Annotated in this window: 15 protein-coding genes; all 15 read right to left on the bottom strand. The window is 71.5% G+C overall.

What is annotated here, in order from left to right; all coding sequences use genetic code 11:
• Positions 1-63 precede the first annotated feature (63 nt).
• The 15 genes from ABTY56_RS33785 to ABTY56_RS33715 all read right to left on the bottom strand — a co-directional run bounded on the left by ABTY56_RS33785 (position 64) and on the right by ABTY56_RS33715 (position 15,357).
• Positions 64-2,478, bottom strand: coding sequence for a RelA/SpoT family protein (locus ABTY56_RS33785; RefSeq protein WP_502893246.1), 2,415 nt, complete (start codon positions 2,476-2,478; stop codon positions 64-66).
• Positions 2,479-2,669: 191 nt separating this feature from the next.
• Complete coding sequence (locus ABTY56_RS33780) at positions 2,670-3,221, bottom strand: adenine phosphoribosyltransferase (protein ID WP_350633196.1); 552 nt, start codon at positions 3,219-3,221, stop codon at positions 2,670-2,672.
• Positions 3,222-3,249: 28 nt separating this feature from the next.
• The gene (gene secF, locus ABTY56_RS33775) at positions 3,250-4,338 is read right to left on the bottom strand and encodes a protein translocase subunit SecF (protein ID WP_350633195.1); all 1,089 of its coding nucleotides are present in this window, start codon (positions 4,336-4,338) and stop codon (positions 3,250-3,252) included.
• 4 nt (positions 4,339-4,342) lie between these two features.
• Positions 4,343-6,181 (bottom strand): protein translocase subunit SecD, encoded by a 1,839-nt coding sequence (gene secD, locus ABTY56_RS33770; protein ID WP_502893244.1) that lies wholly within the window; start codon positions 6,179-6,181, stop codon positions 4,343-4,345.
• Positions 6,182-6,329: 148 nt separating this feature from the next.
• Entirely contained in the window at positions 6,330-6,737 is a 408-nt protein-coding gene (gene yajC, locus ABTY56_RS33765; protein WP_350633194.1) for a preprotein translocase subunit YajC, read from the bottom strand.
• 260 nt (positions 6,738-6,997) lie between these two features.
• Positions 6,998-8,086, bottom strand: coding sequence for a Holliday junction branch migration DNA helicase RuvB (gene ruvB / locus ABTY56_RS33760; protein ID WP_350633212.1), 1,089 nt, complete (start codon positions 8,084-8,086; stop codon positions 6,998-7,000).
• 55 nt (positions 8,087-8,141) lie between these two features.
• Positions 8,142-8,753: a Holliday junction branch migration protein RuvA gene (gene ruvA / locus ABTY56_RS33755; protein ID WP_350633193.1), complete on the bottom strand. Its 612-nt coding sequence runs from the start codon at positions 8,751-8,753 to the stop codon at positions 8,142-8,144.
• A complete protein-coding gene (ruvC, locus tag ABTY56_RS33750; protein ID WP_350633211.1) occupies positions 8,750-9,319 on the bottom strand; it encodes a crossover junction endodeoxyribonuclease RuvC in 570 nt (189 codons plus the stop codon). The genes ruvA and ruvC overlap by 4 nt, the downstream gene beginning before the upstream one ends.
• Before the next feature lie 143 nt (positions 9,320-9,462).
• A complete protein-coding gene (locus ABTY56_RS33745; RefSeq protein ID WP_049651428.1) occupies positions 9,463-10,221 on the bottom strand; it encodes a YebC/PmpR family DNA-binding transcriptional regulator in 759 nt (252 codons plus the stop codon).
• A gap of 112 nt (positions 10,222-10,333) precedes the next feature.
• Positions 10,334-10,957, bottom strand: a complete 624-nt coding sequence (gene pdxT / locus ABTY56_RS33740; protein WP_350633192.1) for a pyridoxal 5'-phosphate synthase glutaminase subunit PdxT — start codon at positions 10,955-10,957, stop codon at positions 10,334-10,336.
• Positions 10,958-11,060: 103 nt separating this feature from the next.
• On the bottom strand, positions 11,061-11,972 hold the full coding sequence (gene pdxS / locus ABTY56_RS33735) for a pyridoxal 5'-phosphate synthase lyase subunit PdxS (protein ID WP_350633191.1): 912 nt from the start codon (positions 11,970-11,972) through the stop codon (positions 11,061-11,063).
• 128 nt (positions 11,973-12,100) lie between these two features.
• Positions 12,101-12,646 (bottom strand): LemA family protein, encoded by a 546-nt coding sequence (locus ABTY56_RS33730; RefSeq protein WP_350633190.1) that lies wholly within the window; start codon positions 12,644-12,646, stop codon positions 12,101-12,103.
• Positions 12,647-12,689: 43 nt separating this feature from the next.
• On the bottom strand, positions 12,690-13,058 hold the full coding sequence (locus ABTY56_RS33725; RefSeq protein ID WP_350633189.1) for a 5-carboxymethyl-2-hydroxymuconate Delta-isomerase: 369 nt from the start codon (positions 13,056-13,058) through the stop codon (positions 12,690-12,692).
• Positions 13,059-13,169: 111 nt separating this feature from the next.
• Positions 13,170-14,354 (bottom strand): glycosyltransferase family 4 protein, encoded by a 1,185-nt coding sequence (locus ABTY56_RS33720; RefSeq protein WP_350633188.1) that lies wholly within the window; start codon positions 14,352-14,354, stop codon positions 13,170-13,172.
• 40 nt (positions 14,355-14,394) lie between these two features.
• On the bottom strand, positions 14,395-15,357 hold the full coding sequence (locus ABTY56_RS33715) for a phosphatidylinositol mannoside acyltransferase (RefSeq protein WP_350633187.1): 963 nt from the start codon (positions 15,355-15,357) through the stop codon (positions 14,395-14,397).
• Positions 15,358-15,359 lie beyond the last annotated feature (2 nt).

Raw genomic sequence — 15,359 nt, 5'->3', positions numbered from 1 at the left:
AACGCCGAGAGGGGCCCCGGGAAGACCCGGGGCCCCTCTCGCGCGTCCGCCCTCGCGCGTCCGCTACTTGCGGGCGGAGGTGACGCGGTAGACGTCGTACACGCCCTCGACGCCGCGCACCGCCTTGAGCACGTGGCCGAGGTGCTTCGGGTCGCCCATCTCGAAGGTGAAGCGGCTCATCGCCACCCGGTCGCGGGAGGTCTGCACCGCCGCCGACAGGATGTTGACGTGCTGGTCGGAGAGCACCCGGGTGACGTCCGAGAGCAGGCGGGAGCGGTCCAGCGCCTCGACCTGGATGGCCACCAGGAAGACCGAGGACTGGGTGGCCGCCCACTCGACGTCGATCATGCGCTCCGGCTGCTGGCTCAGCGACTCCACGTTGACGCAGTCGGCGCGGTGCACCGAGACGCCGTTGCCGCGGGTGATGAAGCCGACGATCGGGTCGCCCGGCACCGGGGTGCAGCAGCGGGAGAGCTTGACCCAGACGTCCTCGACGCCCTTGACGATCACGCCCGGGTCGCCCTTGGCCCGGCGGCGCGCCGCACGGCGGTTGTCGTGCGTCGGGGTGGCGGTCTCCGCCAGGTCCTCGGTCGCGCCCTCCTCGCCGCCGAGTGCCTGGACCAGCTTCTGGACGATGTTCTGCGCGGCGACGTGCCCCTCGCCGATCGCGGCGTAGAGCGAGGAGATGTCGGGGTAGCGCATCTCGTGGGCCAGGGTGACCAGCGAGTCGCCGGTCAGGATCCGCTGGATCGGCAGGCCCTGCTTGCGCATCGCCCGGACGATCGCCTCCTTGCCGTGCTCGATCGCCTCCTCGCGGCGCTCCTTGGAGAACCAGGCACGGATCTTGTTGCGGGCACGCGGCGACTTGACGAAGCCCAGCCAGTCCCGGGAGGGGCCGGCGTTCTCCGCCTTGGAGGTGAACACCTCGACGGTGTCGCCGTTCTCCAGCGTCGACTCAAGCGGCACCAGCCGCCCGTTCACCCGGGCGCCTATCGTCCGGTAGCCGACCTCGGTGTGTACCGCGAAGGCGAAGTCGACCGGGGTCGCGCCGGCCGGCAGGGCTATCACGTCGCCCTTGGGGGTGAAGACGAAGACCTCGTTGCTGGCCAGGTCGAAGCGCAGCGACTCCAGGAACTCACCCGGGTCGGCGGTCTCCTTCTGCCAGTCCAGCAGCTGCCGCAGCCAGGCCATCTCGTTGACGGCGCCGGCCTTGTCGTCCTTGCGGGTCTGGGTCGGGGTGTCGGTGCGGACCTTGGAGGCCCCGGCGACCGCGCGCTGCTTGTACTTCCAGTGCGCGGCGATGCCGTACTCGGCCCGCCGGTGCATGTCGAAGGTGCGGATCTGGAGTTCGACGGGCTTGCCGCCGGGACCGATCACCGTCGTGTGCAGCGACTGGTACATGTTGAACTTGGGCATCGCGATGTAGTCCTTGAACCGCCCCGGCACCGGGTTCCACCGCGCGTGGATGGTGCCCAGCGCCGCGTAGCAGTCGCGGACGGTGTCGACCAGGACCCGGATGCCCACCAGGTCGTAGATCTCGGCGAAGTCCCGGCCCCGGACGATCATCTTCTGGTAGACCGAGTAGTAGTGCTTCGGCCGGCCGGTGACGGACGCGGTGATCCGGGCGCCGCGCAGGTCCGCCTGGACCTGGTCGATCACGGTCGCCAGGTACTCGTCCCGCTTGGGGGCGCGCTCGGCGACCAGCCGGACGATCTCGTCGTACATCTTGGGGTAGAGGATCGCGAAGGCGAGGTCCTCCAGCTCCCACTTGATGGTGTTCATGCCCAGCCGGTGCGCCAGCGGGGCGTAGATCTCCAGCGTCTCGCGGGCCTTCTTCTCCTGCTTCTCCCGCTTGAGGTAGCGCATCGTGCGCATGTTGTGCAGGCGGTCGGCCAGCTTGATCACCAGGACGCGCGGGTCCTTGGCCATCGCGACGACCATCTTGCGGACGGTCTCGGCCTGCGCAGCCTCGCCGAACTTGACCCGGTCCAGCTTGGTGACGCCGTCCACCAGCAGGGCCACCGAGTCGCCGAAGTCCTTGCGCAGGGTCTCCAGGCCGTAGTCGGTGTCCTCGACGGTGTCGTGCAGCAGCCCGGCCATCAGGGTCGGGGCGTCCATGCCGAGCTCGGCCAGGATCGTCGCGACGGCCAGCGGGTGGGTGATGTACGGGTCGCCGCTCTTGCGCTTCTGACCGCGGTGCCACTTCTCGGCGACCGCGTACGCCTTCTCGATGTCGCGCAGCAGTGCCGGGTCGGCCTTGGGGTCGTTCGCCCGGATCGAGCGGAACAGCGGCTCCAGGACGGGGTTGAGCACGCTGGAGCGCTGGCCGCCGAGGCGGGCCAGGCGGGCGCGCATGCCGCCGGTGGAGCCGCGGCCCGAGGGGGCGAGCGAACGCGAGGAAGTCGGCGCCGGGCGTGCCGGGGTGGCCCCCGAGGGCGTGGGACGGTTTTCGGGGGTGGCCGCTGCGGCCGTGGGCACAACCTCGTCGGGCAAGGACAACTCCTCGGGGCACCGGGCCGACCCCTGCCGGGGCCCGAACGGACGGACACAACCGGGAGGGGATGAATCTTCATGGTACCGAGCCGGGCGCCCGGGTGTTCATCCGGCCGGGCCAGGAAACGGAAGGGCGGCAGTCGGATGTTCCGACTGCCGCCCTTCGCGGGGTTGCCTCAGACCGTGACCAGCGTCTCCAGCGGAGCGCCGTCCAGGTGCCCGGCCAGCCGCGCGCGGCCGTCCAGGAAGCCCAGCTCCATCAGCACCACGACGCCCACCAGTTCGGCGCCGGCCTCCTTCACCAGGTCCAGCGAGGCGCCGATGGTCCCGCCGGTGGCCAGCACGTCGTCCACCACCAGCACCCGCTCACCGGGCGCGAAGGCGTCGCACTGCACCTCCAGCGTCGCCGAGCCGTATTCCAGCTCGTACGAGCGCCGGAACACCTCGCCGGGCAGCTTGCCCTGCTTGCGGATCGGCACGAAGCCGAGTCCGGCCGCGAAGGCCGCCGGGGCCGCCAGCACGAAGCCGCGGGCCTCCAGGCCCACCACCTTGGTCGCCCCGAGCTCCTTCGCCCGGCCCGCCAGCGCCTTGGTGAGGGCACCGAAGGCCTCGGCGTCGGCGAGCAGCGGCGCGATGTCCTTGAACAGCACACCCGGCTTCGGGTAGTCCGGGACGTCCCGGATCCGGCTGTTCAGCAGCTCGGCCAGTGCGGTGTCGGCGGTGGTCACGGTGGTGTCCTCGGGATCGTGGTTCGGATCAGCGCTTGGTGGACGGACGGCCCTTGGCACGGGTGCCGGCCGAGCGACCACGCTGACCGACCATACCCGCAGGCTGGCCCTCCTCCACGACCTCGTCCGCGGGCGCCTCGTCCCCGGCCTTGGCGGCCGCGGCCCGGTGCTGCAGGACGCGCTTGCGCAGCGCCTTCATCTCCGGCTGCTCCTCCTTGAGCTGCGCCAGCAGCGGCGTGGCGACGCAGATCGAGGAGTAGGCACCGGCCGCGAGGCCGATGAACAGCGCGAGCGAGATGTCGTTCAGCGTGCCGGCGCCCAGGAGGCCGCCACCGATGAACAGCAGCGCGGCGACCGGCAGCAGCGCGACCACGGTGGTGTTGAGCGAGCGCACCAGGGTCTGGTTGAGGCCCGCGTTGGCCGCCTCGCTGTAGGTGAGCTTGTTCTGCTTGGCGATCCCCTTGGTGTTCTCCTTCACGGTGTCGAAGACGACGACCGTGTCGTAGAGCGAGTACCCGAGGATCGTCAGGAAGCCGATCACCGTACCGGGGGTGACCTCGAAGCCCACCAGGGCGTAGACGCCGATGGTGATCAGGAGGTCGTGGATGAGGGCCACCAGGGCGGCCACCGCCATCCGCCACTCGAAGGCGATCGCCAGGTAGGCCGTGACGAGGATCATGAAGATGATCAGGCCGGTGACGGCCTTGTTGGAGATCTGCTTGCCCCAGCTGGGGCCGATCACCTGGGCCTCGACGGTGTCCAGCGGAACGCCGATCTTGTCGGCGAGCTGCGAGCGCACCTCGTCCGAGCTCTTCGGCTCCTCGGTGCTGACCTGGATGCGGATCTTGCCGTTGTCGGTCGACTGCACCAGCGGGTGCGAGGAGACGACCTGGTCGGCCTTCTCCTGCGCCTGCGAGACGGTCAGGCCGGGCTTGGCCACGGTGTAGACCGAGCCGCCCTTGAACTCGATGCCCAGGTGCAGGCCCATGGCCAGGCCGATCGCCGCGACGAGCACGATCACGCCGGAGATGGAGTACCAGAGCTTGCGGCGTCCGACGAAGTCGAAGCTGACTTCGCCCTGGTAGAGCCGGTGGCCCAGGTTGGAGAAGCGTGACACGGTGTCAGGCCTCCTTCACGGCGGCAGAGGAGGGGCTACGGCGACGGCTGCTGCGCAGCGGCGGGCGGGCGCCCAGCCGCTTCGGGTCCAGACCGGACCACGGGTGGCCGTCGAGGAAGAACTTGCGGCGGGCCAGCAGCGTGATCAGCGGCTTGGTGAACAGGAAGATCACCACGACGTCGAGCGCAGTGGTCAGACCGAGGGTGAACGCGAAGCCCTGGACCTTGCCGACCGAGACCACGTAGAGCACGGCGGCACAGAGGAAGGACACGAAGTCCGAGACCAGGATGGTGCGCCGGGCGCGCGGCCAGGCCCGCTGGACCGCCGGGCGCAGCGGGGCGCCCTCGCGGACCTCGTCGCGGATGCGCTCGAAGTACACGATGAAGGAGTCGGCGGTGATACCGATCGCGACGATCGCACCGCAGACCGCGGGCAGGTTCAGCGCGAAGCCGATCCCGCCGCCGAGCAGGCTCATGATCGAGTAGGTCAGGGCCGCCGAGACGAGCAGACCGGCGATCGAGACCAGGCCGAGGCCGCGGTAGTAGATCAGCGAGTAGACGACCACGAGCAGCATGCCGATCGCACCGGCGATCAGACCGGCCTTGAGCTGGTCGCTGCCCAGCGCCGGGGAGACGGTGGTGATGTCGCTCTTGGCGAACTCCAGCGGCAGGGCGCCGTAGCCCAGCACGTTGGAGAGGTCCTGCGCCTCGGCCTGGGTGAAGCCACCGGTGATGACCGCGGTGCCGCCCGGGATCGGGCCGTTGACCTGCGGGTGCGAGACGACCTGGTTGTCCAGGACGATGGCGAACTGGTTGGTCGGCGGGGCCTGGGTGGCCAGCTGGCCGGTGATCTTGGAGAAGGCGTCGGTGCCGGTGCCGTTGAACTGCAGCTGGACCTGCCAGCCCTGACCGGTCTGGGTGTCGATGGTGGCCTGGGCCTTGGAGACGTCCGAGCCCTTCACGGCCGCCGGGCCGAGGGCCAGCTTCTCGTAGTAGCCGCCCTTACCGGGCTTCTGGGAGCAGGCGACGACGGCCTTGTCCTCGGCGCCGGTCTGGGCGACGCGGACCTCGGGCTTGGAGCAGTCGAGGGTGGCGAACGCGGCGGACAGCTCCGGCGGAACGGTGCCCTGCGTCATCGCGGCGCTCAGGTCGGCGGCGCTCGGCGGGGTGGCCGCGGCACTCGGGGTGCCGGTGGCGGCCGGGGCGGCGCTGCCTGTGGCGGCGGACGGGGCCGCGCTCGCGCCGGTGGCGGCGGGCGACGGGGTGGTGCCCTCGGCGGCCAGCGCCTCACCGACGGTGCGGCCCTGCTTGGTGGCGCTCGCGGTCGCGGACGGCGTGCCGGTCGCGGCGGGCGCGGTGGCCGACGGGGTGGCACCGGCCGGCGGGGTCGCGCCCGGGGTGCCGGTGGCGCCGGCGGACGGGGTGCCGGTGGGGGCCGGGACGGTGACGCCGCTGGGGGCCACGGCCAGGACCGGGCGGAAGAACAGCTTGGCGGTGGTACCGACCTGGTCCGCCGCGTTCTGCTGGTTGCCGCCCTTGGGGATGTTCACGATGATCGTGTTGTCGCCCTGGGTCTGGACCTCCGCCTCGGAGACACCCATACCGTTGACACGGCGCTCGATGATCCCGGTGGCGATGTCCATGTTGGACTTGGTGATCGCCTTGGGGTCGGTCGACTTCGCGGTCAGCGTGATGCTGGTGCCGCCTGCGAGGTCGATCCCGAGCCGGGGCTTGGTGTTGCCCGTCCCGAACATGAGGGCGACCAGTCCGACGGTGACGACCAGGATGAGGGCCAGCGCCCGCCCTGGGTAGCCGTCGCGCGGGCGCGACTTGGGTGTTGCCACCTTGCTCGTTTCTCCCTGTCCATGCCACCTCCCCGACCGGACCCCCGTCCGGCTCGTGGCTGGACAGGGGTCCGGGTGGTTCTGCGGCCCTGAGGTCCTGTGGGCTCGCGGCACTGCGCCGCGCGACCGGGCGGGTTGCCCGGCCGTACTACTTGCTCGCGGGAGCCCCGCCCTCGACGTCGCCCTTCTCGGCGCTGTCCTTGGTCAGCGACAGCGGCTTGTCCTCGACCGGCTCGGCGTCGGCGTCCTCGGCCTCCGGCTCGGGAAGCTCGTCGTCGGCGGGGCGACCGTTGATGATCGCGTCGTACTCCTGGGGGTCCAGGACGGCAGCGATCGCACTCTTGGTGAAGTGGGTGAACACGCCGGGCGCGATCTCCAGCTCGACGGTCTCGTCGTTGACCGCCTTCACCTGGGCGTACAGACCGCCGATGGTGCGCACTCCGGCCCCCGGCTCCAGTGCCGTCTGCATCTGCTGCATCTGCGACTGGCGCTTCTTCTGCGACCGGAACATGAGCACGATCGCGACGATCGGGAGGAGAAGGATGATGAGGTTCACTGCAGCCAGGGTCCTTAACGGGCCGCCGGCCGGCGGCCTGTGTGGTATGGGTCGGCCCGTCGGGTGAGAGGGGCGGTCCGGCGGAGTCTATGCAACCCCGAATCGATCGGACAACGCCAAGCATCGCATCCTGCCGCCGAAAGTGGCGACCCTCTGCCTGCACAGTTTCGAGGGACCCCGGTCCCGGCTCCCCCTTGCCGCGTCCCGGCCGCGCCCTGCGGGAACGCACCACCCCGGCTCACCCGTTCAGCCGATGGCGGTCAACTTCCGTCGGCCGGGAAGAGCTCCGGCGGCTGCGGCGGGACACCGCCGCGCGTGGTCTGGACCGGCGCGGTCCGTGCCGGTGGGGTCAGGCCGAGGTGCTGCCAGGCGGCGGCGGTGGCGATCCGCCCGCGCGGGGTCCGGGCGAGCAGGCCCTCGCGGACCAGGAAGGGCTCGGCGACCTCCTCGACCGTCTCCGACTCCTCCCCCACCGCGACCGCGAGTGTCGACAAACCGACCGGGCCGCCGCCGAACAGCCGCAGCAGCGCGTCCAGCACCGCGCGGTCCAGCCGGTCCAGGCCGCGGGCGTCCACCTCGTAGACGTCCAATGCCTGCGCGGCGATCCCGGCGGTGACCACGCCGTCGTGCCGGACCTGCGCGTAGTCGCGGACCCGCCGCAGCAGCCGGTTGGCGATGCGCGGGGTGCCGCGCGAGCGCCCGGCGATCTCCGCGGCGCCGGCCGGGTCTATCTCCACGTCGAGCAGCGTGGCCGAGCGGTGCACCACCCGCTTCAGCTCGGCCGGGGCGTAGAACTCCATGTGGCCGGTGAAGCCGAAGCGGTCGCGCAGCGGCGGCGGCAGCAACCCGGCCCGGGTGGTGGCGCCGACGAGGGTGAAGGGCGGAAGCTCCAGCGGGATGGCGGTGGCGCCCGGGCCCTTGCCGACGATCACGTCGACCCGGAAGTCCTCCATCGCCATGTAGAGCATCTCCTCGGCGGGCCGGGACATCCGGTGGATCTCGTCGAGGAAGAGCACCTCCCCCTCGGTGAGCGAGGAGAGGATCGCGGCGAGGTCCCCCGCGTGCTGGATCGCCGGGCCGGAGGTGATCCGGATCGGGGCGCCCAGCTCGGCCGCGATGATCATGGACAGGGTGGTCTTGCCCAGCCCGGGCGGCCCGCTCAGCAGCACGTGGTCGGGCGCGCTGCCGCGCTTGCGGGCGGCCTGGAGCACCAGGGACAGCTGCTCGCGCACCCGCTCCTGGCCGATGAACTCGTCCAGCAGCTTGGGGCGCAGCGCCGCCTCCACCGCCTGGTCCTCACCGTCGGCGGAGGCCGTGACCAGCCGGTCGGCGGGTTCCGAGTCGTACATCGTCACGGGCTCCAGGTATTCCGAGGTCGACAAAGGGACAGATCGTCAGACGGTCTCAGCGGGCGCGGTTGAGGCCGCGCAGCGCGAGCCGGAGCAGGGCGCCGACGTCCGGCGTCTGCTGCGCCTCGGCCTCCGGGGCGACGGCCGCGACCGCCTCGTCCGCCTCGCGCGGGGCGTAGCCGAGGCCGGTCAGCGCGGAGTGCAGCTGCTCGCTCCACGGCGCCGGGCCGGCCGAGATCGGCTTCTGCGCGGGCACCGCACCGTGCGGGGCGCCCAGCTTGTCCTTGTACTCCAGCAACAGCTTGGCCGCCTTCGCCTTGCCGATGCCCGGGACGGCGATCAGCGCCTTCTCGTCGCCGTTCGCGACCGCGGCCCGCAGCGCGTCGGGGCTGTGCACGCCGAGGATCGCCTGCGCCAGCTTGGGGCCGACGCCCGGCGCGGCCTGCAGGATCTCGAAGACGGCGCGCTCGTCGTCGTCCGCGAAACCGAACAGGGTCAGCGAGTCCTCCCGCACCACCAGCGAGGTCGCCAGCCGGGCCGGCTCGCCCAGTCGCAGGCCGGCCAGGGTGTTCGGGGTGCACTGCACCGCCATGCCCACCCCGCCGACCTCGACCACCGCGAGCCCGGAGGAGATGGCCGCCACGGGCCCTTGTACGAAGGCGATCACCGGACAGTGCCTTTCACAGGAGCAGTGCCTTTCACGGAAGCGGAGCGGGGTGTGGCGCGGGCGGCCCGGACGGCGGCCTCCAGGCGGTTGGTCGCCCCGCCGCGCCAGATGTGGCAGATGGCGAGCGCCAGCGCGTCGGCGGCGTCCGCGGGCTTGGGCGGTGCGTCCAGCCGCAGCAGGCGCTGCACCATGGCCGTGACCTGGGCCTTGTCGGCCCGGCCGGAGCCGGTGACGGCCGCCTTGACCTCGCTGGGGGTGTGCAGGGTGACGGGGATGCCGCGGCGCGTCGCGCAGAGCATCGCGACCGCGCTGGCCTGGGCCGTTCCCATCACGGTGCGCACGTTGTGCTGGGCGAAGACCCGCTCGACGGCGACCAGGTCGGGCCGGTGCTCGTCCAGCCAGGCCTCGATGCCCTCCTCGACCAGGAGCAGCCGCTGCCCGATCTCGGCCTCGGCGGGGGTGCGCACCACCCCGACCCCGGCCATCCGCAGGGGCCGGCCCGGCGCGCCCTCGACCACGCCGACCCCGCACCTGGTCAGCCCCGGGTCCACACCCAGTACCCGCACCACCGGCCCCGCCTCCCGTTCTCGACCTGCGAAGGCTACCGTCCGGGTCCGACAACCCCGCCGACGACACCGGCCCGGCGGTCCTGGGACCACCGGGCCGGGCAGTGAGAACGATCACTCACCGTCGATCGATCGGTGCCGTGTCACTCGGCGTCGAGCTGCGCACCGACCTCGTCGGAGATGTCGAAGTTGGCGAAGACGTTCTGCACGTCGTCGCTGTCCTCCAGCGCGTCGATCAGCTTGAGGATCTTGCGGGCGCCGTCGACGTCCAGCTCGACCTGCATGCTCGGGAGGAAGTTGGCCTCGGCCGAGTCGTAGTCGACGCCGGCGTCCACCAGCGCGGTGCGCACGGCGACCATCTTCGAGGCCTCGGAGACGATCTCGAACGAGTCGCCGAGGTCGTTGATCTCCTCGGGCTCCTGGTCGAGGACGACCTCGAAGAGCTTGTCCTCGTCCACGCCGTCGGCCTTGGGGACGATGACGACACCCTTGCGGGTGAACAGGTACGACACCGAGCCCGGGTCGGCCATCGAGCCGCCGTTGCGGGTCATCGCCACGCGCACGTCGGAGGCGGCGCGGTTGCGGTTGTCGGTGAGGCACTCGATCAGGACGGCGACACCGTTCGGGCCGTAGCCCTCGTACATGATGGTCTGGTAGTCGGCGCCGCCGGCCTCCAGACCGCCACCGCGCTTGACGGCGCGGTTGATGTTGTCGATCGGGACCGAGCTCTTCTTCGCCTTCTGGATGGCGTCGTAGAGGGTCGGGTTGCCCGCCGGGTCGGGACCGCCGGTGCGCGCCGCCACCTCGATGTTCTTGATCATCTTGGCGAAGAGCTTGCCGCGCTTGGCGTCGATCACGGCCTTCTTGTGCTTGGTGGTAGCCCACTTAGAGTGGCCGGACATCGCCAGCTCCTTTACGTCGCCAAATGGAAATGAAACAGATGAGATCTTACCGGTGTCGTCACCGGTGAGGCGCACACGGTCAGCGCGCGGCAGACACGAGGTCAGTGGGCGCTCAGCGCGCGGCCGCCGCGAGGTGCTCCTCGACCATCCGCACGAAGTACGCGTGCACCCGGTGGTCGCCGGTCAGCTCCGGGTGGAACGAGGTGGCCAGCAGGTTGCCCTGGCGCACGGCCACGATCCGGCTGTCCGGGCCGTCCGCGGCGGGCAGCTCGGCCAGCACCTCGACGCCCGCGCCGACCGCCTCGACCCAGGGGGCGCGGATGAAGACGCCGTGCACCGGCGCGTCGTCCAGGCCCTTGAAGGCGATCCCGGACTCGAAGGACTCGTTCTGGCGACCGAAGGCGTTGCGGCGCACCGTCATGTCGATGCCGCCGACGGTCTCCTGGTCCTCGCGGCCGTCCAGGATCTTGTCCGCCAGCATGATCATGCCCGCGCAGGTGCCGTACACCGGCATCCCGGCGGCCACCCGCTCGCGCACCGGGTCCATCACGCCGAACAGCAGCGCCAGCTTGGACATCGTGGTGGACTCCCCGCCGGGGATCACCAGCGCGTCGACCTCGGCCAGCTCCTCGGCACGGCGCACCGGACGGGCGAGCGCGTCGGCCTCGGCCAGCGCGACCAGGTGCTCGCGGACGTCGCCCTGCAGGGCGAGGACGCCGATGACTGGAGTGCTCACGGTCTTCAACCTCAATCGATCGTTGCTACGGATTTACGTGGCGCGGCCCGCCGCAGCGCCGAAGCGCTGCGGCGGGCCCGGGCCCTCGGAACCTGCGGGGCGACTACCAGCCGCGGTTGGCGTAGCGCTCGGTCTCCGGCAGGGTGTCGCAGTTGATGCCGACCATGGCCTCGCCCAGGTTGCGGGAGGCGTCCGCGATGATCTTCGGGTCGTCGAAGAAGGTGGTGGCCTTCACGATGGCGGCGGCGCGCTTGGCCGGGTCGCCCGACTTGAAGATGCCGGAGCCGACGAAGACGCCCTCGGCGCCCAGCTGGCGCATCAGCGCGGCGTCGGCCGGGGTGGCCACGCCACCGGCGGAGAACAGCACGACCGGCAGCTTGCCGAGCTCGGCGACCTCCTTGACCAGCTCGTACGGGGCGCGCAGCTCCTTGGCGGCGGCGTACAGCTCGTTGTTGTCCAGGGCGCGCAGCCGGCCGATCTCGTTCTTGATCTGGCGCAGGTGGCGGACGGCCTCGACGACGTTGCCGGTGCCGGCCTCACCCTTCGAGCGGATCATGGCCGCGCCCTCGGCGATGCGGCGCAGGGCCTCGCCCAGGTTGGTGGCGCCGCAGACGAACGGGGTGGTGAAGGCGAACTTGTCCGAGTGGTTCACCTCGTCGGCCGGGGTCAGGACCTCGGACTCGTCGATGTAGTCGACACCCAGCGACTGCAGCACCTGGGCCTCGACGAAGTGGCCGATGCGGGACTTGGCCATCACCGGGATGGAGACCGCCTCGATGATCTCCTCGATCATGTTCGGGTCGGACATGCGGGCCACGCCGCCGTCCTTGCGGATGTCCGCCGGAACCCGCTCGAGCGCCATGACGGCCACCGCGCCGGCGTCCTCGGCGATCTTGGCCTGCTCGGCGTTGACCACGTCCATGATCACACCGCCCTTGAGCTGCTCGGCCATGCCGCGCTTGACCCGGGCGGTGCCGATCTGCGGCTGGTCTGCGGTGGTGGGGGTGGTGGACACGTGAGACCTCACTCGAAGATGAACCAGTGCTATCGCCCTATGGTAGGCGGACCGGGTGACGCCTCCATGTGCCACCGAGTCCAGCCGGGACGACGGGATACGACAATCGGGCCGTATCCGAAGACACCCTAAGCAGGAGCCCCTTCGGGCGTAAGGGCGGGCGGCGGAGCGTCGTCCATTTCGAAGGCCATCGGGAACGGCGCCTTGCCCGCCAGCCGGAAGTAGCGCACCAACCGGTGCTCACGCACCGCACGCGCCGCCCGCACCGCGTCGTTGTGGAACCGACGGGCCATCGGCACCCGGCGCACCGCGGCCGTCAGATCACGAACCGCGTCCTCGCCACCCGGCTCGGCCTCCAGCGCCGCCACCTGCTCCGGCTCCTCCAACACCGCCCGCAGCGCCAGGCTCAACTGACTCTCCGCCACCTCGCGCTGCTCGTCGTCGGCCTGCCGGGCCGCGTGCGCCGCGTCCAGCAGCAGCAGCGAGGCCGCCGGATCCAGCAGCGAGGACGTCGCCAGCTCCATCGCCACCGAGGCCCGGCGGACCAGCTGCGCGTCCAGCGCCGCCCGCGCGGCGTCGATCCGAGCGTGCAGCCGGTCCAAGCGGCCGGCCGTCCAACTCAGGTACATGCCGAAGAGCACCACGGCCACGCCGGCCCAGATCCAGGTAGTCACGGGCCGCTACGTTACCGGGTGTCACCGGCCGGTCCGACCGGTGTCAGCCGGCCGCGACCGCGTTCCGGTAGCTCTCCCGGTCGATGTCGGCGATGTTCACCGCGGTGAACAACCGGGTCCCGGGCCGCGGCCGCACGAACCGGGCCACCAGCTCCAACACGCCCTCGCTCAGCGCCGCCTTCGCCTCCGGCGTCCGCCCCGGGAAGATCTGGAACTCCACGAACACCTGGACGTCCCCCATCACCCCGCTGGTACCGACCACCAGCTCCTCGCTCTGCCGGAACACCGTCTTGCAGGACTCCGGCTTGGCGTCGATCGTCTGCTCCGCCAGCCGGTTGATCGCCAGGCCCAGCCCACGGCGGTCGAAGGTGCCGGCCAGGCCGGCCGAGTAGTCGACGGAAATCTGCGGCATCGGTTCCCCCATGCGGTGAAGCGGTACGGTCGCCCGACCCTAACCCCACCCACAGCCGGGCCGACCCACGGCCCCGCCACAGCCCCCGACCGGCTCCCGGTCAGGCCCCGATCAGTCCCTGGCCAGCCCGAACCGGCCGCGCCGACCGCTGCGCACGTCCTCCTCGACCACCGCCGCCGCCCCCGCCGTCACCGTCTCGTACACCGCCAGGATGTCCGCGCCCACGGTCGACCAGTCGAACCGCCGCACGTGCCGCGAGGCGGCCTTGCGCAGCTCCTCCAGCCGCGCCGGGTCCCCCAGAAGGCGCAGCGCCGTACGGGCCAGCGCCTCCGCGTCCTCCACCGGGAACAGCTCGCCGGCGTCCCCGCCGTCCAGCACCTGCTTGAACGCGTCCAGGTCGCTCGCCAGCACCGGCGCACCCGCCGACATCGCCTCGACCAGGATGATCCCGAAGCTCTCGCCACCGGTGTTCGGCGCCACGTACAGGTCCACGCTGCGCAGCAGCCGGGCCTTCTCCGCGTCGCTCACCATGCCGAGGAACTCCACCTGCCGGCGCACCTCCGGCGCCAGGCCCGCGACGGCCTCCTCCTCGTCGCCCTTGCCCGCCACCAGCAGCCGCACCCCCGGCCGCTCCGCCAGGATCCGCGGCAGCGCCGCCAGCAGCGTCGGAAGGCCCTTGCGCGGCTCGTTGATCCGGCCGATGAAGCCGATCGTGCCCGGCTCCCCCTTCGCCGCGTGGCCCATCCAGCGCTCGTCCGGCTCGGCGTCCGCGAAGAAGTTCACGTCCACCCCGTTCGGGATCACCACCGCGTCCCCGCCCAGGTGCTCCACCAGGGTCCGCCGGGCGTACTCCGACACCGCGATCCGGGCCCGCATCTTCTCCAGGCCCGGCTGCAGGATCGGCGAGGCCGCGATCATCGCCCGCGACCGCGGGTTCGACGTGTGGAAGGTCCCCACCATCGGCCCGGTCGCCGACCAGGCCGCCAGCATCGACAGGCTCGGCGAGGCCGGCTCGTGCACGTGCAGGATGTCGAAGCGGCCGTCGTGCAGCCACCGCCGCACCCGCGCCGCCGACAGGATGCCGAAGCTCAGCCGCGCCACCGACCCGTTGTACGGCACCGCCACCGCCCGCCCGGCCGAGACCACGTACGGCGGCAGCGCCTCGTCGTCCTCGGCCGGCGCCAGCACCGAGACCTCGTGCCCCAGACCGATCAGGTGCTCGGCCAGGTCCCGGATGTGGAACTGCACCCCACCGGGGACGTCCCAGTCGTACGGGCAGACGATGCCGATCTTCACGGGTTCCTCAAGCTCCTTCGGACAGTCGTACGGGCCGGGCTCAGGACCCGGAGGCCTCGGCCGCGGGCTCGGGGGCCGCCTCCGCGCGCACCGCGGAGGACTCCTTCACCGTCTCACGGACCGGCAGGTCGGCCAGCCAGAACCTCTGCAACATGTGCCAGTCCTGCGGGTACTCGCGGACGCCTCGCTCCCACACGTCCGCCATCGCCTGGGTCATCAGCCGCGTCCGCTCCTTGCGGTCGTCCCCCTCGGGCACCGTCACCTCGGGGTGGATCAGCGCCCGCAGCACCGGACCGTCGTACCAGAGCGTCACGGGCAGCAGCGCCGCCCCGGTCCGCTGGCACAGCGCCGCCGGACCGGCCGGCATCCGGGTCGCCTCACCGAAGAACGACACCTCGATGCCCGCCTCCGAGAGGTCCCGGTCCCCCACCAGGCACACCAGCCGGCCCTCGCGCAGCCGCCGCGCCAGCGTGCCGATCACGTTCACCGAACCGCCGGTCAACGCCAGGACCTCCATGCCCTGGCCCTCCCGGAACGCCACGAACCGATCGAACAGCCGCTCCGGCTTCAACCGCTCCGCGACCGTCGTGAACGGGTAGCCCTGCTGCGCCACCCAGGTGCCCGCCAGGTCCCAGTTGCCCATGTGCGGCAGCGTTATCACCGCGCCCCGACCGGACTCCATCGCCGCCCGCAGGTGCTCGAAGCCCTCCACCTGCACGTCCCGGGCCACCCGCTCCCGGCTCCACACCGGCAGCCGGAACGACTCCATCCAGTACCGCAGGTACGAGCGCATCCCGGCCCGCGACAGCGACCGCAGCGCGGCCTCGTCCAGCTCCGGACGGACCCGGCGCAGGTTCGCCTCCAACTGCAGCACCCGCTTGCCGCGCTTGCGCCACGCGTAGTCCGCCAGCCGCTCGAACAGGCCGCGAGCCACCGGCTCCGGCAGGTGCTTCAGCAGCCCCCAGCCCAGCGCGTACGCCCAGTACACCAGTCGGTCCGTCACCG

Origin of the sequence: Kitasatospora sp. NPDC097691, assembly GCF_040302665.1 — a bacterium.
Taxonomy (GTDB): Bacteria; Actinomycetota; Actinomycetes; order Streptomycetales; family Streptomycetaceae; genus Kitasatospora.
The sequence above is the reverse complement of the archived record's forward strand: the minus strand, read 5'-3'. Positions and strand labels throughout refer to the sequence as shown.